Source organism: Jatrophihabitans lederbergiae (assembly GCF_031845305.1).
Taxonomy (GTDB): Bacteria; Actinomycetota; Actinomycetes; order Mycobacteriales; family Jatrophihabitantaceae; genus Jatrophihabitans_A; species Jatrophihabitans_A lederbergiae.
This window is the reverse complement of sequence record NZ_JAVREH010000003.1, coordinates 82,283-107,181: the sequence shown is the minus strand read 5'-3', so window position 1 is coordinate 107,181 and position 24,899 is coordinate 82,283. Positions and strand designations below refer to the sequence as shown.

The 24,899-nt window shown below is 68.8% G+C and carries 23 protein-coding genes, 2 tRNA genes, 1 pseudogene and 1 riboswitch; of the genes and pseudogenes, 12 read left to right on the top strand and 14 right to left on the bottom strand.

Annotated features, from left to right (window positions below):
• Positions 1-11 precede the first annotated feature (11 nt).
• From RM423_RS03385 to RM423_RS03370, 4 genes are all read right to left on the bottom strand, one after another.
• On the bottom strand, positions 12-1,196 hold the full coding sequence (locus RM423_RS03385) for a LeuA family protein (protein ID WP_311421582.1): 1,185 nt from the start codon (positions 1,194-1,196) through the stop codon (positions 12-14).
• 6 nt (positions 1,197-1,202) lie between these two features.
• Positions 1,203-2,480 carry an MFS transporter gene (locus tag RM423_RS03380; protein ID WP_311421581.1) on the bottom strand — a complete coding sequence of 426 codons (1,278 nt, stop codon included), beginning with the start codon at positions 2,478-2,480 and terminating at the stop codon, positions 1,203-1,205.
• Complete coding sequence (locus RM423_RS03375) at positions 2,452-2,895, bottom strand: cupin domain-containing protein (RefSeq protein ID WP_311421580.1); 444 nt, start codon at positions 2,893-2,895, stop codon at positions 2,452-2,454. Before RM423_RS03375 ends, RM423_RS03380 begins: the two co-directional genes overlap by 29 nt.
• A gap of 64 nt (positions 2,896-2,959) precedes the next feature.
• Positions 2,960-3,967, bottom strand: coding sequence for a Fe(II)-2OG oxygenase family protein (locus tag RM423_RS03370; protein ID WP_311421579.1), 1,008 nt, complete (start codon positions 3,965-3,967; stop codon positions 2,960-2,962).
• A gap of 194 nt (positions 3,968-4,161) precedes the next feature.
• On the opposite strand from RM423_RS03370, the gene RM423_RS03365 reads away from it, so the two are divergent.
• The 5 genes from RM423_RS03365 (at position 4,162) to RM423_RS03345 (ending at position 8,549) form a co-directional block, all read left to right on the top strand.
• Positions 4,162-4,995 (top strand): enoyl-CoA hydratase/isomerase family protein, encoded by an 834-nt coding sequence (locus RM423_RS03365; protein ID WP_311421578.1) that lies wholly within the window; start codon positions 4,162-4,164, stop codon positions 4,993-4,995.
• Positions 4,996-5,004: 9 nt separating this feature from the next.
• Complete coding sequence (locus RM423_RS03360; protein WP_311421577.1) at positions 5,005-6,504, top strand: methyltransferase domain-containing protein; 1,500 nt, start codon at positions 5,005-5,007, stop codon at positions 6,502-6,504.
• Entirely contained in the window at positions 6,497-7,720 is a 1,224-nt protein-coding gene (locus RM423_RS03355) for a glycosyltransferase family 39 protein (protein ID WP_311421576.1), read from the top strand. The genes RM423_RS03360 and RM423_RS03355 overlap by 8 nt, the downstream gene beginning before the upstream one ends.
• A 66-nt stretch (positions 7,721-7,786) precedes the next feature.
• Positions 7,787-8,410: an oligoribonuclease gene (gene orn / locus RM423_RS03350; protein WP_396327584.1), complete on the top strand. Its 624-nt coding sequence runs from the start codon at positions 7,787-7,789 to the stop codon at positions 8,408-8,410.
• A 63-nt stretch (positions 8,411-8,473) separates the two neighbouring features.
• Positions 8,474-8,549, top strand: a tRNA-His gene (locus tag RM423_RS03345).
• A 68-nt stretch (positions 8,550-8,617) separates the two neighbouring features.
• Here RM423_RS03345 and bluB read toward each other — a convergent pair.
• From bluB to RM423_RS03310, 7 genes are read right to left on the bottom strand one after another with little or no spacing between them, the layout of a single operon-like run.
• Positions 8,618-10,363, bottom strand: coding sequence for a 5,6-dimethylbenzimidazole synthase (bluB, locus tag RM423_RS03340; protein ID WP_396327576.1), 1,746 nt, complete (start codon positions 10,361-10,363; stop codon positions 8,618-8,620).
• Positions 10,360-11,871, bottom strand: coding sequence for an Rv2231c family pyridoxal phosphate-dependent protein CobC (cobC, locus tag RM423_RS03335; RefSeq protein ID WP_311421727.1), 1,512 nt, complete (start codon positions 11,869-11,871; stop codon positions 10,360-10,362). Before cobC ends, bluB begins: the two co-directional genes overlap by 4 nt.
• Positions 11,868-13,226, bottom strand: coding sequence for a cobyrinate a,c-diamide synthase (locus RM423_RS03330; RefSeq protein ID WP_396327575.1), 1,359 nt, complete (start codon positions 13,224-13,226; stop codon positions 11,868-11,870). Before RM423_RS03330 ends, cobC begins: the two co-directional genes overlap by 4 nt.
• Positions 13,220-13,834: a cob(I)yrinic acid a,c-diamide adenosyltransferase gene (gene cobO / locus RM423_RS03325; RefSeq protein WP_396327583.1), complete on the bottom strand. Its 615-nt coding sequence runs from the start codon at positions 13,832-13,834 to the stop codon at positions 13,220-13,222. Before cobO ends, RM423_RS03330 begins: the two co-directional genes overlap by 7 nt.
• Positions 13,834-15,825 carry a putative cobaltochelatase gene (locus RM423_RS03320; RefSeq protein WP_311421571.1) on the bottom strand — a complete coding sequence of 664 codons (1,992 nt, stop codon included), beginning with the start codon at positions 15,823-15,825 and terminating at the stop codon, positions 13,834-13,836. Before RM423_RS03320 ends, cobO begins: the two co-directional genes overlap by 1 nt.
• Complete coding sequence (locus RM423_RS03315) at positions 15,822-17,372, bottom strand: cobyric acid synthase (protein WP_311421570.1); 1,551 nt, start codon at positions 17,370-17,372, stop codon at positions 15,822-15,824. The genes RM423_RS03320 and RM423_RS03315 overlap by 4 nt, the downstream gene beginning before the upstream one ends.
• On the bottom strand, positions 17,369-18,313 hold the full coding sequence (locus RM423_RS03310) for a cobalamin biosynthesis protein (RefSeq protein ID WP_311421569.1): 945 nt from the start codon (positions 18,311-18,313) through the stop codon (positions 17,369-17,371). The genes RM423_RS03315 and RM423_RS03310 overlap by 4 nt, the downstream gene beginning before the upstream one ends.
• A 110-nt stretch (positions 18,314-18,423) precedes the next feature.
• A riboswitch (cobalamin riboswitch) is annotated at positions 18,424-18,560 on the bottom strand.
• 138 nt (positions 18,561-18,698) lie between these two features.
• On the opposite strand from RM423_RS03310, the gene RM423_RS03305 reads away from it, so the two are divergent.
• Positions 18,699-18,771 (top strand) — tRNA-Lys (locus tag RM423_RS03305).
• Positions 18,772-19,156: 385 nt separating this feature from the next.
• Here RM423_RS03305 and RM423_RS03300 read toward each other — a convergent pair.
• Complete coding sequence (locus RM423_RS03300; protein ID WP_311421568.1) at positions 19,157-19,330, bottom strand: hypothetical protein; 174 nt, start codon at positions 19,328-19,330, stop codon at positions 19,157-19,159.
• 179 nt (positions 19,331-19,509) lie between these two features.
• Here RM423_RS03300 and RM423_RS03295 point away from each other — a divergent pair, with 179 nt between their 5' ends.
• From RM423_RS03295 to RM423_RS03285, 3 genes are all read left to right on the top strand, one after another.
• Positions 19,510-19,848 carry an ArsR/SmtB family transcription factor gene (locus tag RM423_RS03295; protein WP_311421567.1) on the top strand — a complete coding sequence of 113 codons (339 nt, stop codon included), beginning with the start codon at positions 19,510-19,512 and terminating at the stop codon, positions 19,846-19,848.
• Between the two features lie 26 nt (positions 19,849-19,874).
• Entirely contained in the window at positions 19,875-20,843 is a 969-nt protein-coding gene (locus RM423_RS03290) for an SRPBCC family protein (protein WP_311421566.1), read from the top strand.
• A 64-nt stretch (positions 20,844-20,907) separates the two neighbouring features.
• Positions 20,908-21,486: a mismatch-specific DNA-glycosylase gene (locus RM423_RS03285; protein WP_396327582.1), complete on the top strand. Its 579-nt coding sequence runs from the start codon at positions 20,908-20,910 to the stop codon at positions 21,484-21,486.
• A 52-nt stretch (positions 21,487-21,538) separates the two neighbouring features.
• Here the strand turns inward: RM423_RS03285 and RM423_RS03280 are convergent, their stop codons facing one another.
• On the bottom strand, positions 21,539-21,679 hold the full coding sequence (locus RM423_RS03280) for a hypothetical protein (RefSeq protein WP_311421564.1): 141 nt from the start codon (positions 21,677-21,679) through the stop codon (positions 21,539-21,541).
• 779 nt (positions 21,680-22,458) lie between these two features.
• Between RM423_RS03280 and RM423_RS03275 the strand changes: the two genes are divergently transcribed.
• Entirely contained in the window at positions 22,459-22,740 is a 282-nt protein-coding gene (locus RM423_RS03275; RefSeq protein WP_311421563.1) for a hypothetical protein, read from the top strand.
• A 24-nt stretch (positions 22,741-22,764) separates the two neighbouring features.
• Here the strand turns inward: RM423_RS03275 and RM423_RS03270 are convergent, their stop codons facing one another.
• Positions 22,765-22,896: a hypothetical protein gene (locus RM423_RS03270; protein WP_311421562.1), complete on the bottom strand. Its 132-nt coding sequence runs from the start codon at positions 22,894-22,896 to the stop codon at positions 22,765-22,767.
• On the opposite strand from RM423_RS03270, the pseudogene RM423_RS26240 reads away from it, so the two are divergent.
• Together RM423_RS26240 and RM423_RS03260 are read left to right on the top strand one after the other, a co-directional pair.
• A pseudogene (locus RM423_RS26240) lies at positions 22,894-23,221 on the top strand (MFS transporter); the annotation flags it as partial. The gene RM423_RS03270 and the pseudogene RM423_RS26240 sit on opposite strands and share 3 nt — an antisense overlap.
• Positions 23,222-23,456: 235 nt before the next feature.
• Entirely contained in the window at positions 23,457-24,878 is a 1,422-nt protein-coding gene (locus RM423_RS03260; protein WP_311421560.1) for a PQQ-binding-like beta-propeller repeat protein, read from the top strand.
• Positions 24,879-24,899: the final 21 nt, after the last annotated feature.

Below are 24,899 nucleotides of genomic sequence, written 5' to 3'. Positions count from 1 at the left end.
CGCGTCTGCCCTCAGGCCGAGGCGCCGGAGTAAGCCGGCGACAGCTCGGCGGCAAGGCGCGCCTGAACCACGGACATGTCCTCGCAGTCACCGTCCACCCGCTCGGCGATGTGGATGCGGTAAAGCTCCGCCAACTGCTCCTCATCGGGATGGACATCGATCTGTTCGAGCAGGTACCGCAGCACTGCCCGGCCGGAGTGCCGGCTGATGAGCAGGGAACGGTCACGGCCGAACTGTGCCGGCTCCACGTACTCATACGTCTCGGGGTTGCGCAGCATCCCGTGCTGATGGATTCCCGCTGCGGTGCCGAAGGCGTAGCGGCCGAAGATCGCCTTGGTGCGCGGCTCTTCGAGCCGGATCACCTCCCGCAATCGGTTGTAGACGCTGTACATGCCGGTGAGATCCACCCCAGTCGACAACCCGAGCTTGTGGCCCTTGTATGCGATCAGCGCACACAGCTCTTCGAGAGCGGTATTTCCGGCACGCTCGCCGATGCCGCCGAGGGTCACCTGGACGTCATCGGCGCCGGCCTCCAGGCCGGCCACCGAGTTCGCCAGAGCGAGGCCGAAGTCGTTGTGGCAGTGCAACCCGATTCGTACCGGCGCAGGAGCCCAGGTTCTGATCTGCCCGATCAGATCACCGAACTCATTCGGAGTCATGCAGCCTGATGTGTCGGCGACGGGGATGTAGTCCGCGCCCGCCTCAACCGCGCTTTCGGTCAGGGCTTGCAGGAATTGCGGGTCACCGCGGGTGGCGTCCTCGATACCGAGTCCGAGCACCTCGACCCCGAGGGACTTGGCGAAGATGGCGGTGTCGACCAGCTCCGCGATCGCCTCCTTCCGGGTGATGCCGCGCTTGTGTTCCAGGTGCACGTCGCTGCCGGTGCCCATGATCTGGATGACGTGGTTGGCCGCGCCACCGGCCTCGACCGCTGTGGCGACATCGGAGCGGACCGCCCGGCACAGCGTGGCGAAGGGAATCCGGGTCAACGCCTGGGAAATCGCGCGGGTTGCCTCGAAGTCATTGGGAGAAGAGGCCGGAAAGCCGGCTTCGACGCAGTCGACGCCGAGCGCCTCGAGCCGCAGAGCGAGCTCGAGCTTGTCCGCGGTGGACATCGCATTGCCCGGCGCTTGCTCGCCGTCCCGCAGGGTCGTATCGAAGATGGAGATGCGGCGCACCGCAGGCACAGCGTTCATCGTTCCTCAGTTCTGGGTGGAGGTGACCGCGGCGGGGTTGCGCGGGGTGGTCGGCAGCGCAAGCAGAGCGATTGCGCCGATGACCACCCAGACGACCGGCCAGGACGAGCGGTCCAACAGGAAGGGGATAAGCAGTGGAGTCAGGAAGGCGGCACCGAACACGGTGGTGTTCTCTAGCCCGAGCGCCGTACCCGCTCGTTCGGCCCCCGCCATATAGGCGATCTCGGTATAGGCGACACCGTGCCATGCGTTCGCCAGCAGGCCGCCGATCGCCAGAGCCGTGGCCACGACCAGGGTCGGAGCACCATTGAGCAGGGCGGCGATGATGAGCACGATGCCGGAGGCGACGCCGATCGCACGCACCATGCCCCGGCGGTTGCCGTGCAGATCGGTGTAGCGACCGCTGCCGATACGCGCTGCCGCACCACCTACCTGCGTTACCAGCAGGGTTGCGACGACAACCGCAAGACTTGCGTGCTTGACGTCGGTGAGGTAGATCGCGGCGAAGGTGAGAACACCCAGCTGCGGAAAGGTCAACATCGCACTGGCTGTGGCCAGCCGCCAGACATCCTTGCGGCGAAGGGGCGACACGGCCGACTCGGAACGGGCGGCCTTGGGCGCCGCTCCGGCCATGGACTCGGGTTGATGCAGCCACCGCCACGCCGCGGCCGCCGCTGCGACGCAGAACGCGGACAGCACCAGGTAGACTGGGCGGAAACCATGGTTTCGGGCCAGCCAGGGCAGCAGCAGCGTTCCGATCGAGCCGCCGGCCGGCATGGCGGTCTGCCGAATGCTCATGGCCAACCCTCGCTGGCCATCACGGAACCAGGACATCACCGCCCGGCCCGACGAGCCGTTCACACTTCCGCCCAGCACGCCGACGAGCAGCATGGCGACGGCCAGCAGGCCGATCGAGGGAGTGCTCGACCCGTGTGGAACTACCAGCGCGGCCATCAGTGCCAGTGCCAATGCCGTGGACAGCAGCCCGATCAGCAGGATCTTGCGCTCACCGAAGCGGTCGGTCCACAGACCCCACACTATTTCTGACACCGCGATGCCGAGATAGATCGAGCCGAGCACGAAGCCGACACCCGCGGTGGACAGATGGTAGGCGGCACGCATGGTGGGCCCGGTGACCGGCAGACCGGTGATGGCGGCGGAGAAGCTGGCCTGGGCAGCGACACCGACGCCGAGCACAACCCAGCGGTGGCGCGGGCCGAATCGCGGCTTCACCGGAGCGAGCGCACCGAGCATGTCAGGCGAGTTCAGTCGCGGCGAGGACACCTGGGACCTCCAGATCGCTCGACGGTGCGTTGCGAGCGACCGGCTGCTCCCAGATCACCAGGCCTACCGCGCCCTTCGGACTACGAGGGGCGTGCACGCTGTTGGGTGGCATCACCAGCAAGCTGTTGGCCGGGTACACGCCGTCGTCGGTCTCGAGTTCACCTTCAATGATCCAAATGATCTCGTAGCCGGGATGAAGATGAGCCGGCGCGTCGGCGCCCGGCAGATAGCGCATGATCGCCGCGGCGGGTCCGTCCACCCCGGTCTCGGCGGTCGAGTAGAGCGAGTGCATCTCAGCGCCGACCCGGCCGTCGCGCACCACGGGCTGGAACACCATCTCGCGCGGGCCGAAGGACTCGCCGGGGATCCCGGTGTACAGCGTCGGCAGAGAGGGCAAGGCACTGAGGTCAGACATGATTGTTCCCTTGGTTGTGGTGAGCGGTTTTCACGTGACGTGGCAGCGAGAGCCGGGACCGGTCCTAGTCACCAACCTTGCCGGGGATCCCGTCTACCCAGCGACCGTCGTGGACGTCAGCGGCGGCCTGGTCGCGAAAGGCGTAAGTCTTGAGCAGCCAGCGCTGCAAGGCACTGTCGGGATCGGTAATCTCGATGTGCTCCCGATTGTGCAAGCCATCTTGATTGGCGAACGTGAGCATGTCGCCGACCAGCAACCGATGCCGGGTTTTCTCTGCCCGAGACAGTGCATTCTTCAGCGACAGCAGCGCGTCCTTGGCTTCGGACGGTGCATCGGCGGCCACCGTGGTGTGGGTGTCCAGGTAACGGATGGAGTAACCACCGCTGAGGATCGCGTGAGAGGGTGATGCCTCCATCGCGATGCCGGCATCGCGTGACACCACATCGAACGGCGTCATGAAGTAGGACTGCCGCAGGGTGTCTTGTACGTCTCGCTCCAGCAGCGCGAGCAGCAGCCGACCCGAGACGAAGCCGGTGTAGATCAGCTCGTCCGGCGGGCACCGCATGCCCAGCAGCGTGATGTAATCGGCGCGGACCGGATGGGCGGTGCGGTCGTTGTGGAACACCACCTCGCCGTCGCTGTAGCCGGTCTGCTGGCCCTTGTAACGATTGATCGCGACCACGTCGGTGAAGAAGTCGCCACCGAACCGAGTGGCGTAGGCCAGCAGCGGTGTGGCGGACAGCCGACCGAACAGCTCCAGCCAGGCCTCGGCCACGAAGGTGTGCTTGAGTGCCCGCTTGTCACCGGAGGGATCCTCGTTGTCGAGGATCGGGATCTCGTCATCGATCGGGCAGTTGCGCAGCACGTGCGCCTCGGCGATGCCCTGGGCTCGTTCGCTGCGAATCTGATCGCAGGCGTGCCGAACCGACTTCGGGATGCCGGCCGCCCGCGCTGCTTCCGCCACGTGCCGTCGAAAGGTCGGGTAGTCCTTGTACGGGCTCACCTCTACGTTCGCCAGCGTGTTCTTCAGATCCGTTCGGTCAGACTCCGACAGCACCAGGAGCGGCTTCATACCCACCACCAATATCGCTCAATTATCCGGTCAGTTCATCTTTGCCAACTTGACTCCGGGCCACATCAGCCAACGGTTGAAGCGTGGCCGCGCATGCCTCCACCTCTGGCCAAAAATGCGCGCGCATAGCGACTGGTTCTCCACCAAAGGTGGTCTGCGCGCTAGCGTGTGCTAACACGACGAAAGGCCCTCAGGTGCACCTAACCCGCGAAGACGATCTCTCGCCGCTTCAGTTCACGCGTTCGGACGCCGTCGTCACCCTCCAGCTGAACCGGCCCGCCCAGGGCAACGCGATCGATCTGCCACTGGCCACGGCATTTCGGGATGCAGCGCGCTTGATCGTTACCTTGAAGGACGTGGCAGCGGTGGTTCTCGCCGGTACTGGCGGGTTGTTCTGCGCCGGCGGTGACGTCAGAGCGATGGCCGCGGCCCCTGACCGACCGGCGTTCATCGGCCAGTTGGCCGACACGCTGCACGAGGGACTGCTGCACCTGCGTGCGGCGCCCGTCCCAATCATCGCGGCGGTGCACGGACCGGTGGCCGGCGGCGGCCTCGGTCTGGTGCTGGCGGCCGACATCGCCATCGCCGCGGAATCAGCGACCTTCTGCGCCGCCTACTCCCGGATCGGGCTGTCACCGGACTGTGGAGTCACCGCGCTGTTGCCGCGCGCCGTGGGCATGCGGCGAGCGGCCATGCTGATGCTCACCGACATGACGCTGGACGCCGCGCGGGCCGCGGAGTGGGGTCTGGTCAGCGAAGTCTGCGCCGATGACGCGCTGGATGCGCGGGTGACTGAACTGGCCTCACAACTGGCTCAGCAGCCCGGCAGGTCAGCGGGTGAGACCGCGCGACTGCTGCGGGCGGGCTGGGAGCGCGATCTCGGCCAGCAGCTCGGCGACGAGGCCGCGACGGTGTCCGCCTCGAGCGCCGACGAGCACGTCACTCAGCTCATCGGCGCCTTCCTCCGGTCGCGCGGGGCGGCTGGCTCCTCCGCACGGCAACAACCCCCGAACTCCGAGGCTTGGTAGCGTGGCTTCATGCTGCAGGACCTCTCCGGAGCCGCCTCGACGCCCCCCGATGACGCACGCGGCGCCCGGCCCAAGGTAGGTGTGCTGGTCGTCGCGTACAACGCCGAGTCGACCCTGCAGGCCACCCTCGACCGCATCCCGTACGACCTGCGGCCCCGGATCGACGAGATTCTGATCTGTGACGACGCCAGCCAGGACAACACCGTCGACGCGGGCCTGGCCTGGCGCGAGGCCAACGGCGCCATCCCGACCACCGTGATCAGGCATGTCAGCAACCTCGGCTACGGCGGCAACCAGAAGGCCGGCTACCGGCTGGCGATCGAGCGCGGCCTCGACATCGTGGTGCTGCTGCACGCCGACGGCCAGTACGCCCCCGAGGCGATGGGCGACCTGCTCGGCCCGCTGGAGCGCGGCGAGGCCGACGCGGTGTTCGGCTCCCGGATGCTGGAACCCGGCTCCGCACGCGCCGGCGGCATGCCGCTGTACAAGTACCTCGGCAACAAGGTGCTCACCGCCTTCGAGAACCGCCTGCTCAGCTCGTCCCTCTCGGAATTCCACTCCGGCTACCGCGCCTACCGGCTGTCCGCGCTCGCGGAGCTGCCGATCGAGTTCAACACCGACGACTTCGACTTCGACACCCAGATCATCATCCAGCTGCTCGACGCCGGAAAGCGCATCGTCGAGGTTCCGATTCCCACCTATTACGGCGACGAGATCTGCTACGTCGACGGCGTGAAGTACGCCCGTGACGTGGTCCGCGACGTGGCGCAGTACCGGCTCGCGAAGGTCGGCATCGGCACCCACAAATGGGTACCGAGTGACCCCGAGTACGGCGGTAAGGAGGCCGAGGGCACCTCGCACACCGTCATCACCGGCATGCTGGCCGACCTGCCGTCCGGCCGTGTCCTCGATCTCGGCTGCTCCGGTGGCAGGCTGTCCGAGCGGATCCGCGCGCTCGGCCACAAGGTCGTCGGCGTGGACAGCATCGAGATTCCCGGCGTCCGGTCCCGCATCGACGACTTCTTTCTCGGCGACCTCGAGGACGGCATCGCCGAAGAGGTGGGCGGCGACTACGACGTCGTCGTGGCCGCGGACGTCATCGAACACGTCCGCGATCCCGAGCGGCTGCTGCGCCAGATGGCCGAAGTCCTGTCACCGACCGGGCAGATCATCATCTCGACCCCGAACTTCGGCCACTGGTACTCCCGCGGCCGGGTCGCCGCCGGCGCGTTCGACTACGATCGCCGGGGCATTCTGGACGAGACGCACCTGAGGTTCTTCTCGCGCAAGGGACTGCGCCGGACGATCAGCGCCAGCGGACTGGACATCGTGCAATTGGAATACACCGGCCTGCCGTTCGAGGTGCTGACCCGGGATGACAGCTGGAAGTCGCGCTCCGCCCGACGCGTCGATCGCAAGCTCGTCGAACTTCGCCCCACCGTGTTCGGCTACCAGTTCGTCGCCCGGCTACGCCCCCACAACGCCGGCTCCGTCACGCACCATGCCTGAGGCAACCACCGCGACGGCTGTCTCGCGGGACGTCGGCACCGCAAGCGGGTCCGGTCTGGAGGTTGCGCGGGCGCGCCGACTGGTGCTGCTGCTGGCCCTCATCGCGTTCGGGCTGAAATTGATCATCGCAGCGACCACGTACGGCACCAACGACATCCGGCACTGGACGGACTTCGTCAACGGAGTTGCCAGCCGTGGACCTGTCGGTGTGTACGGCATCCACTTCGAGCGCTCCTTCTACAACCACCCACCGCTGATCGGCTACCTGCTGGAGCTCGTGAATTTCGGACGCCATCACGGGTTCAGCATCCAGTTCTCCATCCGCTCCGTGGCGAGTCTGGCCGATGTCGCCTCCGCGGCCCTGGTGTTCGAACTGCTGCGCCGCCGGCGGACCCTGCGCGAGGCGACCTGGGCCGGCGGCCTCGTCGCATTCAGCCCCGTGCTCTTCGTCATCTCGGGCTTTCACGGCAACACCGACCCGATCTTCGTGATGCTGACCCTGCTGGCCCTGTACCTGCTCGGTGACCGGGACAAGCCGGTGGCCGGTGGCATCGCGATGGGGCTGGCCATCGGCATCAAGATCGTCCCGGTTGTCGCGGTGCCCGCATTGCTGGTGCTGGCGCTGACCAAGGGTCGCCGACCGTTGATCCGGTTCTCGGCCGGCTTCCTGGCGGCATTCGCAGTCACCTGGCTGCCGGCGCTGATCGGCCAGGGGCCGGCCGTCCGCAAGGACGTCCTGGGTTACGCCGGAAGCGGCATCAGCCAGTGGGGCCTCATCCAGATCGGGCACTGGTTCGGGAACCCCGACTGGGCGAACTTCCTGATCGGCACCGGCCGCTTCCCCGTCGTGCTGCTGTGCGCTGTGGTGCCCGCGCTGCTGGTGTGGCGCCGACCCGGCATGGCGACCGAGGCCGTCGGGCTCTCACTCGTCGCGTTCCTGTTTCTCAGCCCCGCGTTCGGAACGCAGTACCTGGTCTGGGCGATGGCGGGGGCGTACCTGCTGAACTTCGGCTGGGCAACCGTCTACAACCTGGGCGCCGGGCTCGTGCTGTTCAAGGTCTACACCCGGTGGAGTCACGGCTTCCCGTGGGATCACGCCAACTACTGGGGCCTGGACCACGGGGAGTTGATCGGCGCCCTGCTGGTCTGGGCGTGCCTCGGGACCATCAGCGGGCTCGGCATCCGCCGCATCCTCCAACAGCCAGGACCGATCTGATCTAGGCTTCGCCACGTGAGCGAGAGAGAAGAAAAAGACGACAAGCTGGTCTGGATCGACTGCGAGATGACCGGGCTGGAACTGAGCCGGGACGCCCTGATCGAGATCGCCGTGCTGGTGACCGACAGCGAACTCAACGTGCTGGACGAGGGCCTGGACATCGTGATCGGCTGCGCCGACGACGTGCTTGACACCATGGTTCCGTTCGTGCGCCAAATGCACGAGACGTCCGGTCTGACGGAGCTGGTCCGCAAATCCACGGTCACCCTGGGCGAGGCGGAGCGCCAGGTTCTCGACTACATCAAACGCTTCGTTCCCGAACCGAGAACCGCCCCGCTGTGTGGCAACTCGATCGCCACCGACCGCGGTTTCATCATCCGCGACATGCCCGATCTCGATGCTCACCTGCACTACCGGATGATCGACGTGTCCTCGATCAAGGAACTGACTCGCCGCTGGTACCGCCGGGTGTACTACGGCCAGCCGCCCAAGGGACTGGCCCACCGGGCGCTGGCCGACATCCACGAGAGCGTCGACGAGCTGCGCTACTACCGGGCCACCGTCTTCGTGCCACCGCCCGGCCCGAACAGCGACCAGGCCGCTGCGGCAGCCAAGGCGGTGCTCGGTGGTGGCAGCGGGGTGCCCGTTGTTGCCGAGGCGCAATCGACTGCCAACCCGGTAGAGAGCTAGCCGGACGAGCAGCTAAACTGATCTGGCTCTGCGGATCTGCCACGGCATATCGGCAGGGCGATGGTGGGTGTAGCTCAGCTGGTAGAGCGCCGCGTTGTGGTCGCGGATGTCGCGGGTTCAAGTCCCGTCACTCACCCCACTGCAGCCTCCGGTTTCCCCGGGGGCTGCTTTTTATCGGTGGCGCGGTTTGCTACGGACGGCGCCGGCTCAGAAGGAAACCCGGCCGACGGTCCGGCGGATCCGCAGGCCGGCAAGTAGCAGCTGCGCCCCAAGACACGCCCCGACGCCCTCGCCGGAGCGCAGCCGCAGGTCGAGCAGCGGCTCCAGGCCCAGTTCGGTGAGCACCAGTCCGTGCGCCCGCTCCCGGCTGCGCTGGCCCGCGATCAGGTGCGCCTGTGCGACCGGCTGCATCCGTACCGCGAGAAGCGCGGCGACACTGGTGGCCAGGCCGTCGAGAACGACCGCCGCACCCGCCGACGCCGCGCCGAGCACGACGCCGGTGAGCATCGCGAATTCGGGACCGCCGAGCGCGGACAGCAGCACAGTCGGCTCGCGCAGGTCCTGGCCGTACTCGACCCGGGCCCGCTCGGTCGCAGTGTCAACCACCTCGCGCTTGCGCTCCAGCATGGCCGCGTCCGCTCCGACGCCCAAGCCGACGACGTCCGTGGCCGGCACACCCAGCAGCACACCCGCGAGCGCCGCGGCGACGGTGGTGTTTCCGACCGCCACCTCGCCCAGGCACACCAGGCCATCGGCCGCGAGCGAACGCCCGAGTTCACTCCCCTCGGCCAGCAATCGAGCCGTGTCGGCCGGCGTCAGCGCGTCCGTCCTAACAAGATCTCCCTGTACCGACCGGGCACTTGCCCACACCGACCGGATGGCCAGCCCCGTCGCCGCCGCGGTGACCGCGCCGAGGGCCTCGCCGGCTAGCGTCGCCGCCAACACATCTGTGGTCACGCCGGCGGGATAGGCCGAGACGCCGAGCGCTGTGACCGGGTGCTGGGCGAACACCAGGGCCAGCGTGCCGCCGGTGAGCTCGGCATGGCCGAGGGCCAGCACCCGGTTCACCATCGTGTCGAGCACGCCGAGGGAACCGGGCGCGGTGAGCAGCCGATCGCCGGAGTCGCGGGCGCTGACCACCGCGCCGGCGGTCGGGGCCGCGAGCTGTGCTTGCTGGGATGCGGGCGGTACAGCCTGGGCTGCGGTGGCCAGATAGGACGGTGGTGGGGCCTGGTCGTCGTCCGGCCAGCGTTCGGACATGACGACCTCATCGAGCGTCAGCCGCTGGGACCAGCCGGCGCGCTGCAGGCCCGGCTCCGGCGGTCGCTCGTCCGGCCAGCCCAGGCAGAGCCATCCCAACGTCTCCACGCCCGGCGGCAGGTGCAGCAGCTCAACCAGGTCAGCCGGCTGGAACAGCGTCACCCAGCCCATGCCGAGGCCGGCCGCGCGTGCCGTCAGCCACATGTTCTCGATGGCGCAGGCGCAGCTCCACAGGTCGGCATCGCCGAAGCTGGCCCGGCCGAGCACGCCAGCGGCCGGTGCTCGCCGATCGCAGGCCACCACGATGCCCAGCGGTGCCTCCCGAATGCCCTCGAGTTGCAGGTCGAGTAACCGCGCCCGCCGGTCCGGCTCCAACTGTTCGGCCTGGCGCAGTCGTTCCCGGTCCGACAGCAGCACGGCGCGGTCCCGAGTCGCGGCCTCGCGCACGACGATGAAACGCCAGGGCTGAGAATGCCCCACCGACGGCGCCTGATGGCCGGCGCCCAGGACCGCGTCGAGCAGCTCGGCCGGAACCGGGTCGGGACGGTAGCGGCGGACATCGCGGCGGGCGCCCAGCACAGTCGCCAGCGCAGCCGCCACCTGCTCGCCCAGCGCCCAGCCGGACGGGTCACCGGCCCGTTCCGAGGCGGCCGATTGATCCCCGATGATAGGCACGGGCCTCGGCCAGGTCACTCCGGATCACCACCGTCTGAACTGGCACCGTCTGAACTGGCACCGTCTGAACTGGCAGCGTCCAAGGCCGTCAGCAGTTGCCGCATGGCGGCGTCGTCCCGTACCGAGATCCGTACCCATCCCGGGCCGAGGCCGGGAAAGGTATCCGCGCGGCGCACCGCAATGCCGGCCGAACGCAGTTCCGCGTGCAACCGCTGCCGCTTGGGATGACGGGTGAGGACGAAGGGACCAGCCGGATCGGGCGCTACCTCGAAGCCACGCTCGGCCAGCGCGATGGACAGCCAACCCCGTTGCTCGGTCAGCGCCACCGCACGCCGGTGCCCCTCCCGGACGCCCTCGACGCTCATGCAGCCGGCAGCGGCGGCCAGCGCCGGAGTGGACACCGACCAGTGCGGCTGCACGGCGGCGGCGGCTGTGATCACGCTCGGGTCACCCAGCAGGTACCCGATCCGCAGTCCTGCCAGCCCCCAGGTCTTGGTCAGCGACCGCACCACGACGATGCCGTCGAGGTCCGGGTCGTCAGCCAAGCTCTGCGGCTCGTCCGGAACCAGATCCATGAACGCCTCGTCCACCAGGAGAACGCGGCCGGGCCTGCGCAGCTGGCGCAGCGTCTCGCGAGGGTGCAGCACCCCGGTCGGGTTGGTGGGGTTACCGATCACCACCAGCGTGGCATCGTCAGCAACCGTGGCCGGGTCCAGCTGGAACCAGCCCTTCGCCTGCAGCACGACCCGCTCCACCTGCCAGCCGGCTGCCCGCAGGGCGACCTCGGGCTCGGTGAACTGCGGGTGAACGATGACGGCCTTGCCACGAGAAACTCCCTGTGCGATAAGGGTGAACGCCTCTGCGGCGCCGGCCGTCAGCAAGACCTCGTCCTCGGTCCGGCCGTGCCGCCGAGCCACCGCGGCGGTCGCGGATCGGGCATCGGGATAGTTCCGCATGTTCGCGCAGGCGTCGCGGAGCACGCCGGCAAGCCAGTCAGGAAGCGGGTCAGGGGCAACGTTGACGGCGAGGTCGAGCAGGTCGGGGCCGAGCTCGGCGTCACCGTGGTGGCGCAGATCGGCCAGCCAGTGCCGCGCAATGGCCACCGTCGCCCGCGGGCTCGCGGTCTTGTCGACGAGCAGCTCCGCCGACTGTTCGGCGAGCCTCCCCTTCCAGTCCGGGGACCCGAGCAGCGCCGCGGCCTCGGCGACGCTGGCTGTGCCGACCGCCTCGGCGACCCGATCGCTGGGATGTGGGACGGCGACCCGACTGAGCTTGGCGGCCGGGTGGAGCAGCAGCGGCACGTCGTACTCCCGAGCCAGTACCAGCAGGGCCTCTTCGTTCGCCTTGGCCTCGACGGTGGCGAAGGCATCGATCGCCGCCGGGGTGAGCCCCACGCCGGCGAGAGCTACTTCGAGCAGGGACCGCAGCTCGTCGACGGACACCCCGAAGCTCGCACCGATTCCGGCCACGAGCAGCGGGCCGTCCGCTATCGCCGGCAGGGCTGCCGCGGGCGTGCGCGTTGTCATCGGCACGCTTGCACGAAACGCTGCGCCGCGGACGGCTGGCCGGCCCAGTGCGTGTGCAGGTACGAGGCGTGGATTCGGCCTGTGCTGAAACCCTGCCTGGCGCCGCGATGCTCACCGGCATACAGCCAGGCTGCGACGTCGCCGTGGCCGGGATCGGTGACTGTCCGGTGGAACTCGTGCCCATGCACCCGCTCGCCGGCGCGGGCAACCGGTGAGTCCGATTCGGCGATCGCCTCGCGGTATCCGAGGGTCAGCCGCCGGGTCATGCGGGCGTGCGCGTCGAGCTTGCCGACCATCGGCTTGCCGTCGAGTTCGGCTGCCAGGTAAAGCAAACCGGCGCACTCCGCGGCGATCGGGCCGTCGAATTCCGCCAGGTCCGCTCGCAACAATGCATTGTCCGACAGCGCCTCGGCGTGCAGCTCGGGAAAGCCGCCGCCGATGACGACCCCCGCCGTGCCCACTGGCAGCGCCGCGTCCCGGGTCGGATCGAACGGTGTGACCAGGGCGCCCGCCGCGGTCAGCAGCTCACTGGTCTCGGCGTAGCTGAAGGTGAATGCCGGGCCGGACGCAACCGCGATAGGGACGTCACTGCCAGCACATTCGACCTCGTCAACCGGATTCCACGGTGCGACGTCGAGGTCCGGGGCGGACTCGGCGACCGCGCGCACGGCCGCGAGATCGACACTGCTCTCGATGAGATCGGCGAGCGCGGTGACGGTCCGTTCGGCCTCGCCGTGCCGCTCGGCCGCCGGAATCAGACCGAGATGCCTGGACGGCGTGACCACGGCGTCCGACCGGCCGATCGCACCCACCACCGGGGTGCCCACCTCGGCCAGCGCGTCCCGCAGCAGCCGCTCGTGCCGATCGCTGCCAACCCGGTTGAGGATGACCCCGGCAATGCGAATGTCCTTGTCGAACAACTGCATTCCCAGCACGAGCGCGGCGGCCGACCGACCCTGGGCGGTGGTGTCGAGCACCAGCAGCACCGGCGAGCCGGTGAGCTTGGCGATGTGCGCGGTCGAGGCGAAGTTACCCCGTCCGACGGCACCGTCGTGCAGGCCCATCACTCCTTCGATCACCGCGATGTCGGCCTGCCGCGGCGTGCGGGCGCCGTGCAGCAGCAGCGGAGCGATCCGCTGTTCACCGACCAGCCAGGCGTCGAGGTTGCGCCCGACCCGGCCGGCGGCGAGCGCGTGATAGCCGGGGTCGATGTAGTCAGGGCCGATCTTGTGGCAGCTCACCTCCAGCCCCTGCCTGCGCAGGGCAGCCAGCAAGCCGGTCGCCACCATGGTCTTGCCGGTCCCGCTGGCCGGCGCGGCGATGACCACCCGGGGTAGCCGCCCGCGGCTCACCACTCGATGCCCCGCTGGCCTTTTTGGCCAGCGTCCATAGGATGTTTGACCTTCGTCATCTCCGTCACCAGGTCGGCGTGTTCGAGCAGCGCCGGTGCGGCGTCCCGTCCCGTGATGACGACGTGCTGCGCGCCCGGCCGGTTCTCCAACGTGTGCACGACCTCGTTGACGTCGACCCAACCCCACTTCATCGGATAGGTGAACTCGTCCAGGACGTAGAACCGGTAGGTTTCGGCGGCGAGATCGCGCTGGATCTGGCGCCAGCCCTCCTGGGCATCCGCGGCGTGGTCGGCCTCGTGACCAGGTCGCTGAATCCACGACCAGCCCTCACCCATCTTGTGCCAGCGCACCGGGGCGCCCTGGCCCGTCGTCTCGTACACCGTGTTCAGCGCGGCGAACGCCGACTCCTCGCCGACCCGCCACTTGGCACTCTTCACGAACTGGAACACCCCGACGCTCATGCCGGCGTTCCACGCGCGCAACGCCATGCCGAACGCGGCAGTCGACTTTCCCTTCATCGGGCCGGTGTGCACCATGGTCAGCGGCCGGTTGCGGCGCTGCCGGGTGGTGAGGCCGTCCTGCGGGACCGTCTCTGGTTTGCCCTGTGGCATCAGGCTGCCCTCCAATCGCTGACGATGGCGGTGAGTGGTTCGCTGGTGACGTCACCCAGCGATAGGTACTGCGCGTGCAGGTCATAGGCCAGCCGCTCGGCCAGCCGCAGCCGCACCGGGCCGCGCTCGCAGTCAACGATGATCACGTCCTGCCCGCGCAGGCCCAACCCGGCCCGGGCGGCGGCCTTGGTGTCGGCGCGACCATCGGTGATGACGATGATCAGCGGCCGGCGCACCGAATCCCGCAGCGACTCGGTGCGAATCACCTGTGCGGCTTTGACCAAACCAGCCGCCAGCGGGGTGCGGCCACCGGTCGCGAGGGCATCGAGCCGGCGGGCCGCCGAGGACACCGAACCGGTCGGTGGCAGCACCAGTTCAGCCGCGGCCCCGCGGAACGTGATCAGGCCGACCTTGTCGCGGCGCTGGTAGGCGTCCAGCAACAGGGACAGGATCGCGCCCTTGACCTCACTCATCCTGGTCCGAGCCGCCATCGATCCGCTGGCATCCACCACGAACAGCACTAGATTCCCCTCTTTGCCGTGCTGCTCGGCGCGGCGCAGATCCTGGCGCGCCAACCGTAACCGGCCGGTGTCGCGGCCGCGTGACAGTTGCTGGGGCGCGGCCGCGGTCACGGTGGCGCTCAGGTGGATCGGGCCGCTCGTCGCGCCGGTGGGCAGCGCGCGCACGACCCGGCCCCTACCGGTACGCGCGGCGGCCCGGCGGCCCGGGGCTCCCGCGGACCGGCCGGTGCCCCGGAGCACCTTCGCCTTTCCAGCCCGGCCGGTCGCCACCGTCTGGGATCCGCTCGCGCGGGGTTGGCCGTCCGGCTGCTGGTCCGGCTTACCGGTGTCTGACGAGCTGCTTGGGTCGCCCGTGCCGGGTTCCGTGGTTTCAGACTCCGCTGTCCCGGAATCATCCGACGGTGGTTCACCGCCGCCGTCCGGATCGGGTTCGGGCTCATCCTCCGGCCGCGAGCGCTCCAGCGCATCATCCAGCGCCTCGGTGTCCAAGCCGGGCTCGTCAAAGGGATTGCGCCGGCGGCGGTGCGGCAGCGCCAGCAGAGCAGCGGCCCGGACGTCCTCCTCGGTCACCTGGGTACGCCCGTGCCACGCCGCATGAGCCGCGGCGGTGCGGGCGGTGACGATGTCGGCACGCATGCCGTCCACGTCGAACGCCGCACACACCTCGGCGATCTGGCGCAGCGCCGCGTCCGTCAGCACGACCTGTCCCAGCAGTTCCCGGGCACGGACGATCTGCTGGGCAAGGTCGGCTTCGGCGGCGGCCCAGCGCTCGGCGAAGTCGGCCGGGTCGGCGTCAGCGTCCAGTCGTCGCCGGACCACCTCGACGCGCACCTCCGGGTCCCGGCTGGCGGCCACGTCCACGGTCAGCCCGAAGCGGTCCAGCAGCTGCGGGCGGAGCTCGCCCTCCTCGGGATTCATCGAGCCGATAAGGACGAACCGCGCCGGGTGGCTGACCGACACGGCATCCCGCTCGACGTGGTTGCGGCCCATCGCCGAGGCATCCAGCAGGACGTCCACCAGGTGGTCGGCCAGCAGGTTCACCTCGTCGACATAGAGGATTCCGCGATGCGCACCGGCGAGCAGGCCGGGCTCGAACGCGCGGGTGCCGTGGGACAGCGCCTTTTCCAGGTCCAGCGAGCCGACCACCCGGTCCTCGGACGCGCCGACCGGCAGTTCCACCAGCCGGGCGGGTACGACGACGGCCTTCGGGTCGAGGTGCGGCCCGTCCGGGCAGTTCGACTGCGGCGCGGCCGGATCACAGCCGAACCGGCAGCCCTCGACCACCGCGAGGTCAGGGAGCAGCGCGGCCAGCCCGCGGACTGCTGTCGACTTGGCGGTCCCCTTCTCGCCCCGCACCAGCACGCCGCCGATCGCCGGGGACACCGCGTTCAACAGCAGGGCGAGCCGCATGTCGTCCGCGCCGAGGACGGCCGAGAACGGGTACCCCTTGAGGTCCTGGGGGATGGTCATGAGGTGCGCTCTCCTGGCTGCTGTGTTGTGGTCTGTATCGGCTTCGGCATGGTCAGTGGGGTGGCAATCCGCGGCAGTCCCGGCGGGGCGCCGGACGTGATCAGGCGCGTCAGAGCCTCGGTGTCCAGGTGCTGGCAGACCGCGTCGCCGAGCCGGTCGAGCTGCTGTTCCGTGACGGCGGCGACCTCGGTGTCGGGCGCGACGGTGAAGTCGCGTCCCGCCGCGGAGGCCGCCTGGGTCAGGAACGCCCTGCGGAAACCGTCGCTGTCGAAGGCGCCGTGCCAGGTGGTGCCCCAAACGGCACCGCTGTGGTAGCCGTCCAGGAAGGGTTCGGCCTGCCCGGTTGCGGTGAGCGTTGCGATGCCGTGGTGGATCTCGTACGCGGTGCTGACCGGCTCACCGAAGGCGTTTCCGGTCGGGCGACCGAGCACCTTGTCCGCCTGGAACCGCACCGCCACCGGCAGCATCCCCAGACCGGGCACGGTACCCGCCCCGGATTCCACCTCGTCGGTGATCGTCCCGGCGAGCATCTGGTAGCCGCCGCAGATGCCGAGCACCGGACGGCCGAGCACCCCACGTCGCAACAGCGCCTGGTCCAGCCCCTGCTCACGCAGCCACGCCAGGTCGCTCACCGTCGCGCGGCTGCCCGGCAGCACCGCGAGGTCGGCCTCGGCCACGTCGGCCGGCGAGGTCGTCCAGTGCACCAGCACACCCGGCTCGCGCCCGAGGGCGTCGACGTCGGTGGAGTTGGACGTCCGGGGCAGCCTGATCGCGGCCACCCGCAGGACGTCGGCGCCTACCGGCTTGCCACCATCGATGGCCCAGGGCAGCGACAGCGAGTCCTCGGCGTCCAGATCCAGGTCCGGCAGCCACGGCAGCACACCCAGCACGGGGCGCCCGGTCAGCTCGCACAGCATGTCCAGCCCCGGCGCGAGCAGCCGGTCGTCCCCCCGGAACTTGTTGACGACGAAGCCGGCCACCAGCGACTGGTCCCGGTCGTCGAGCAGCGCGAGGGTGCCGTAGAGCGCGGCGAACAGGCCGCCGCGGTCGACGTCACCGACCACCAGGGTGGGCAGGTTCCGCTGATCCGCCAACCACATGTTGGCGAGGTCGCCCGCGCGCAGGTTGATCTCGGCCGGGCTGCCGGCGCCCTCACACACCACCACGTCGTACTGCCCGCGGAGCGTGTCGTAGCTCGCCAGCACCTGCTCGCGCAGCGCCGTTTTGAGCTCGCGGTAGCCCAGAGCGCTGGCCTGGGTGTAGGGCTTGCCGTGCAGCAGGACGTGGGATTGCCGGTCGCTGCCCGGCTTGAGCAGCACCGGATTCATCAGCACCGACGCCTCAATGCCGCACGCCCGCGCCTGCAGGGCCTGCGCCCGGCCGATCTCGCCACCGTCGGCCGTGACCGCGGAGTTGTTCGACATGTTCTGGGCCTTGAACGGTGCGACGGACACTCCCTCGCGCGCCAGCCAGCGGCAGATACCGGCGGTGAGCAGGCTCTTGCCGGCGTCCGAGCTGGCACCGGCAACCAGCAGCGAGCCCTTCACCGACGTGCCCGTGTCAGCACGAGCGCCGCGGCCAGCACGGCCACCGCCGCGCTCTGCACGACATGGCTGAGCCGGACGGCGTTGCCGATGTCTTGCGGGTCCGGCTCGCGGCCGAAACCGAGCGTCGGGCGCTCCTCGACATGGCTGCGGTAGGCGGTGCGGCCACCCAGCCGAACGCCGAGCACGCCCGCCATCGCGGCCTCGCAGTGACCGGCGTTCGGGCTGGGGTGCCGGCTGGCGTCGGCTCGCCACGCACTCCAGCCGCCACGTGCCGAGCCATGGACTGTGCGCGCGCCGGCCAGGGTGAGCAGTGCTGAAAGCCGGGCCGGGGCGAGGTTGAGCAGGTCGTCCAGGCGCGCAGCGGCGGTACCGAAGCGGGCGTAGCGGGGCGAGCGGTGGCCGACCATGGCGTCCAGGGTGTTGACCGCGCGGTAACCGAGCAGGCCGGGCAAGCCGGCGACCGCTCCCCAGAACAGCGGCGCCACGACGGAGTCGGAGGTGTTCTCGGCGATCGACTCGACCGTGGCCCGCGCCATTCCGGCCTCGTCGAGCTGGTGGGGGTCTCGGCCGCACAGGCTGGGCACGAGCGCCCGCGCCGCCTCGGTGTTCCCATCGTCCAGGTGACGCGCGAGGCTGGAGCCGATGCGCCGCAGGCTAGCGCCGCCGACGACTGCCCAGGTGGCCGTGGCGATGGCGAGCGTACGGACGGCAGGATGGTGGCGCAGTCGGCGTTCGGCCGCGGCCGCGGCGGCGGTGAGCGGCAGCACGCAGAGCGCGGTGAAGACGGTGCCGTTGAGGCGGCTGTCGGCATACAGGTTCCGCTCGAGCGCGGAGGCGAACGAGCCGAAGGCAGCCACCGGATGGGCGCGGGCGGGATCGGCGAACAGCTCATCGGCGAGGACGCCGAGCAGCAGGCCGGCCGCGACAGGTAACCGCGACATCTAGTGGCGGGTCAGCGATCGCGCGTGCGACGTTCGACTGCCGGGTTCATGCACGGTCATTCCACTACCTCCGTCGGGTATCCACGCCCTGGGGCCACTGCCGACGGCCGAAGTATCCTGGCTCCCGATTCTGGCCGCTGGGCGGCGCGTCGCTCACCCCACCTTCCAGCCTTGCGGCCGTGGTGTGTCGGGGCTTGCTCCTCGGTAACAGTGGCGGGACCGCGCCGGATTCGCACCGGACTTCCTTCACTGCCGTCGTAACGCCCAACCCAACCACAGTGCCGGAAGGGGGGTCAACGCCGACACCCGGTTGTCTGGGCTAGGGTCGCCGGTCTGGTAAGGTTTCGACTCGTGCTCAGCAAGACCGGGCGCAGCAACTGAACAGGCGCCGCTAGCTCAACTGGCAGAGCAGCTGACTCTTAATCAGCGGGTTCGGGGTTCGAGTCCCTGGCGGCGCACAGACCTCGGGCCCCCCCGGGAACCCGGGGACCAGAGTCATGTTCCGTCCAGGTGAGGCGTCGCCGGGCGGCGCTAGCGCTCGCGGGCTGCCGGTTCCTTCCATTTTGAGCGTCGTTCCCTCTTCGCTGGTCGGGGCGTGTGGCCTCTGCGACGAAGACTATTCCCAGCCGGTAGTTGGTGAAGTCGAAGCACAGCTGGGACGCCAGCTGCGCTCTGTCCGGATCAGTTTGGTACTGCCCCACACCCGGATCTCGCCGCGCGGCGCCGCACGCAGCTTCGTGACCGCAGCGGGAACGTCAGGCCCGAGGAGCTGCGAGTTCTGCCAGCCGACCTCAGTCAGCGTGCGCGAGGCAACGTACTTGGGGATGCGGTTGTACCTTCTGGTCAGCTCCCCTGCCAACCCGGTGCGTTCTCGTCCCACACGCCCCACGAGCCGGCGAAGATCTCGTACGTTCTGCGACCGAGCAGCAGCGCCTCGGTTCTGCTCTCCCACTCCTCAACGATGTGGTCGACGCCGTCCCCGTCGGGCTGGTCCGCCGCGGCCGCGTCGTAGTCCATCGCCCAGCCGCCGTGCTCGAAGCCGCCTTCGCGATCCTCGTCCGGGCCGCCGCGCGCCTGGACGACGCCGTCAAGGGTGATAGAACGCCTGCACCACGATGGAGCTCCTGTCGCTTCTCACTGGAAGTTGAGTGGAAGGGGGTTGACGAGCGTTCCGCCGAGTGCCACCATACAACCAAATGGTTGTACAAGATGCACTGAGCGAAGCCGAGGTCGACCGGATCTTTCGGGCCTTGGCAGATGCGACGCGGCGCGACATCGTGCGGCGGACGTTGGCCGGTGAGGCGACGGTCTCCGAACTGGCCGCGTCCTACGACATGTCCTTCGCCGCCGTGCAGAAGCATGTCGCGGTGTTGGAGGGAGCCGGGCTGGTGAAAAAGCAGCCGCATGGCCGTGAGCGGATCGTCCGCGGCAACCCCGACGTGATCCGGCGGGCCCAGGCGCTGCTGGATTCCTATGAACAAATTTGGCGCGCCCGCGTCGAGCGACTGGACGCGCTGCTCGCCGAGCCGCAGTAACAGCCACAACAAGACAGGAGCCAACGATGCCCATCACCTCCGTCACCAAGGATGCCGAGTCGCTCACCATGACCGTGGTCGCCGACTTCACCGTCACGCCGCGCCGACTCTGGGACGCCTACCTCGACCCGCGGATGCTCGAGCGCTTCTGGGGGCCGCCCACCTACCCTGCCGTGTTCACCCGCCACGACGGCTACGTCGGCGGTCGCAGCGAGTACGCGATGACCGGCCCGGATGGCGACGTCTCGCGCGGCTACTGGGAATGGGTCGCCGTCGACGAGCTCAAGAGCTTCGAAGTGCGAAACGGGTTCGCGAACCCGGACGGCACGGCGAACCCCCAGATGCCCTCGATGCGGATGATCTTTGCCTTTGATGCAACGCCGAATGGCTCCCGGGTGTCCACCACGACCCGCTTCAACTCGGTCGACGAGTTGGAGAAGTTGCTCAGCATGGGCATGGAACAAGGCATGACCGAGGCAATGGGTCAGATGGACGCCGTCCTCGCCGATCTCGCCGCGTTCGCAGCCGGCGACGGGACGACGACCCAGGTTCTCAGCGACACCCAGGTGCGCATCAGCCGGGTCGTCCGCGGCGACCCGGACGCGGTGTGGCAGGCACACCAGGAGCCGGCACTGCTGCGGCAGTGGCTGCTCGGGCCCGACGGCTGGACGATGCCGGTGTGCGAGGTCGCTACCGAGGTGGGGCAGACCTATCGCTATGAATGGGAAAAGCTCGACGGCGAAGGAAGGTTCAGTTTCACTGGAACGCTGCTGGAGTCCCTGCCGCCACACCGAAGCGTGACCACTGAGACCATGATTGGCACCGATGGCCCGTCGACCACCAACGAACTCACCCTCACCCCGGTCGAGGGCGGCACGCTGGTGTCCGTGCTCATCACCTATCCCGATGCCACAGTCCGAGACACCGCTCTTGCCACCGGCATGACCGACGGCATGGAGAGCTCCTACGCGCGGCTCGAGTCACTGATCGGCTGACACCGTCAGCCGTCCTGCTGCGGACGCCGGTGATGCCGTGCGCGATCTCTTCTATGCTGCGGCGGTGAGCTTCACCCGGACGCAGCTGGATTCCTATCGCGACGCCACGGTGCCTGATCTGCTCGGCGAACGAACGCAGCTGTTGTTCGTCGGTATCAACCCTGGTTTGTGGACCGCAGCCGTTCAGGCGCATTTCGCACGCCGGGGTAATCGGTTCTATCCCGCGCTGTATCGCGCAGGCATCGTTGACAGGGTTATCGACGCTGCCGCCGGTTATTCGGCCGAGGACCGAGCGTTGCTCCTGGCGGCGGGCGTCGGAATCACCAACCTCGCGCCCCGGGCGACCGCCCGGGCCGACGAGCTGACCGCTACGGAGCTCGAAGCCGGCGCTCGTCGCCTGGTGGAGTTGGTAGATCGCGTCGCGCCGGCAGTGGTGGCGGTGCTCGGTATCACCGCGTACCGGATCGCGTTCAGTCGGCCGCGGGCCACCGTCGGCCAGCAGCCCGACCGTCTGGCCGGCGCCCAGCTCTGGGTCGTGCCCAACCCCAGTGGACTGAATGCCCATTCATCATTGGATGATCTCGCCCGCGCCTACCGGGAAGCGGCTGTAGCCGCAGGTCTGATTCCGCCGCCCGAGCACTAGACGACGCTTCTCAGCGAAGGTACCTGCCGATTCGGACGATTTGACGTCACAGCTAGCGCGGCCCCACGGTGACGCCGCCGTCGGGTGCGAGCAACCCGGCGGTCCGGGGATTGATCTGGTCGATGTCGGCGTAGTTGTCGCGGTCAACCGACTCGCCGTACTGCCAGAGAAGCGTGGACCGGCCGGTGCGCATGGCGGTACGTCGGGCCGGTAACGCGGGGCGGTGCCGGGACCCGAGGCGTTACGTGGCTTGCACAGATCCGGTTCCGATTCGGTGGCGTCGATCGCCACCTCGTCCGCGAACCTCGGGTCGGCGGCCAGCACCTGGCAATACGCGCGCGGGAAGGGGTAGGCCGGCGTGGTTGAGCGGTGGCTTCGTCGCGGCTGGGCTTGAGTCGGACGGGCGAATCCCGAGCCACTGAGGCGGCCGGCGAGGCCGGCGCCCCAGTAGCCCCGCAAGCTCCGGATCACCATCGATCATGACAAATAGCACGCTCGGTGGAATGCCGGCGACTGCCTGCTGGGCCGAGGCAACCGGCGCAATCACCACGATGCCCTGGTCCAGATGTCGTTCCACCGCAGCGACCAGCGCGTCCCGATCCATCGTCGGTACGCCGGCGAGTGACACACTCATCCCTGCCCGGTCGCGTCCTCGATAGCGGCGAGCATCGACGCTGGACCGTAGAGCGTCGTCGTTGGGCAACTACACCAAGAAGAGCATCGACCGCGTCGGTTCTGATGGTGAGGACCCCGTGACAGGCCATCAAGACGGCCTTTGGGCGATGGTCTCGAACGTGTCGACTATGCCGGGCCCGAGGGAATCGTCGTCGACGATCACGATCGCTGCCGCCGCGAAATAGTCCGGCAATCGCAAATACCCGGCATGCAGCTCGTCGTATTGCCACGACCGGAGGCCCTTCTGCCTCCGCGCGGCCGAGCGCCACCACAAGCTCCGAGCGGTAGCGTGAGCCCGTGACCCAGTCCACTGAGAACGTTGAGCCGCATGACGGCATTGATCCCTACAACAACCCCGAGTCCGAACGCACCGAGAGCAACCAGTCGAGCGGCCTGAGCCGGGCGTCGGACGGCGGACCCCCACCCACCGACGCGCCGGAAGCCGGCACGGCACCCGAATTGACTGGAACCGCCGCCGGCAATCCGCTCGAGGGCGTCACCTTGGACGACGAGGACGCCGAGCAGGCGGTCTCGGGCGACACTGGTCCAGAGCACTCAGGCACCCGTCGCTTCACCTGAGGCCCAGTCGAGCTGACACGCACTTCAGACTGACACACCCTCAGACTGAGGACGGTCGGACGTCCGGGAGTTCTCGAAGGCCGCGGCGAGCAGCAGGTAGGACTCCACCCGGTCCTGCAGGCCGGCCAACGGCGTGTTTACCATGATCTCGTCCACATCGCCACCTTCGTCGGCGGAATCGCCAACCTGATGGCGATCGTCGGATTAATGGTGACCGCGACGTCCGGCCTACCCGACGACAAGCAGGGTTTGGCCACCGGATGGGCCACGATGAGTCAGCAAGTGGGCATCACGATGGGCATTCCCATCATGAGCGCGATCGCCACCGCGCGGATCCATTCCCTCGGTGGTGAGCGGGCGCACCGTCCTGTCCGGCGTGACGACCGCGATCTGGGTCAACGCGGGATTGTGCGTGGCAACCGGCGTGCTGGTCGCGATCTTCCTCCGGCCGCAGGCAGACGGGACTGAGCCGAGCGCCTGATTCCACCTTCCGCTGCTACCGGCCGGCTCGGGCGGCATCCGCCACTGCGGCCCGGAAGCAGGTCCGGTCGATCACCACCGGGCCATCCTCGTCCGTACCTGGCATCACGCCGCAGGCTATGCAGCCTCGAACACGCCAGCCCGCAGTAGGCAGGACTCCACCCGCGCGCGACCCAGGGTTCGAGGCCCATGTTTGTCGGTGTGCAGACTCGGCGTCCTCCGGTTAATATCACGTTATGCAATTGAATCGCTACCTTGCGTGCGCCTCACTTGTCCTTGCCGCCGCCGTTCCGTCGACCCTGGTGGCATCCGCCACCGCGGCGCCGACAGCCGCAGGTGCCGCCGCTGCGCCGGTGCTCGGAAAGGCTCCGGCTGCCGTTCAAGCCACCACCACCAGCTACTACGACTGGCCGACGTACCACGGGGACGGCAAGCGCTCCGGTTACGCGATCAGCGCCAAGCGGGTTACGACCGCCCCGAAGCAGGTGTGGTCGATCCCGCTGGACGGCGCGGTGTACGGCCAGCCCATCACCGTCGACCGCGGCATGAAGATCGTCGTCACCGAGCACAACTCGGTGTACCGACTGGCGGGCAACAAGGTCGTGTGGCAGCGCAACCTCGGCGCCCCGGTCAGCGGCTCCAGCCTGCCGTGCGGCAACATCGATCCGACCGGCATCACCGGCACCCCCACCTTCGACCGCGCCACCGACACCCTCGTCGCGGTCACCATCCTGAACAACCCGATCCGGCATGTGGCGGTCGGAATGAACCCCGGAACCGGCGCGGTGAAGTGGTCACGCACCGTGGACGTGCCCTCGTCCGTACCGGGCATCACGCCACAGGCGATGCAACAGCGAGGAGCACTGCTGGTCAGCGGCCGCCGGGTATACGTCCCGTACGGCGGGCTGGCAGGCGACTGCAGCAGCTACCGCGGCAGTGTCGTCGGGCTGGATCTGGACAAGCCCACCACCGCGGCGCTGTGGAACTTCACCGTCCCGACCTCGCGCGAGGGCGGCATCTGGAGCACGCCCGGCGCGGTCGAGAACCCCGGCGGCGGCCTGCTGGTCGCGGTGGGCAACGGGGCAACGGCGGGGTCCGGAACCTATGATTACAGCGACTCGGTCCTCAAGATCGCAGCCCAGCAGATCCAGGACTCATTCTCGCCCAGCACCTGGCGCACCGACAACCGCGACGACCTCGACCTGGGCTCGCAGGGCCCCGCGATCGTCGGCGACTTCGTGTTCATCGCCGGCAAGTCCGGCAACGCCTACGTACTCAGGCGCGATCACCTCGGCGGCATCGGCGGCCAGGTGTCCCAGCGCGCGCTGTGCAGGTCGTTCGGCGGCGCGGCGGTGGTCGGCAGCGTGGTCTACGTGCCGTGCAGCGACGGCCTGCGGGCGGTTCAGATCAGCAGTACCGGTGTGATGACCGTGCTCTGGCACGCACCCTCGAACATCGCCGGATCCCCGGTCGTCGGCGGCGGGCTGGTGTGGGCGCTGGACACCTCGGCGGGCGTGCTGCATGTGATGGACCCCAGGACCGGCGCCACCAGATACACGATGACGGTGGGCGCGGTGAACCGGTTCGCCACCCCGCTGCTCTACGGCGACGCGGTGTTCGTCGGGACCCTGAGCGGGGTGAACGCCTTCAACTGGTGACGTTCCAGCACTGTCGCATGG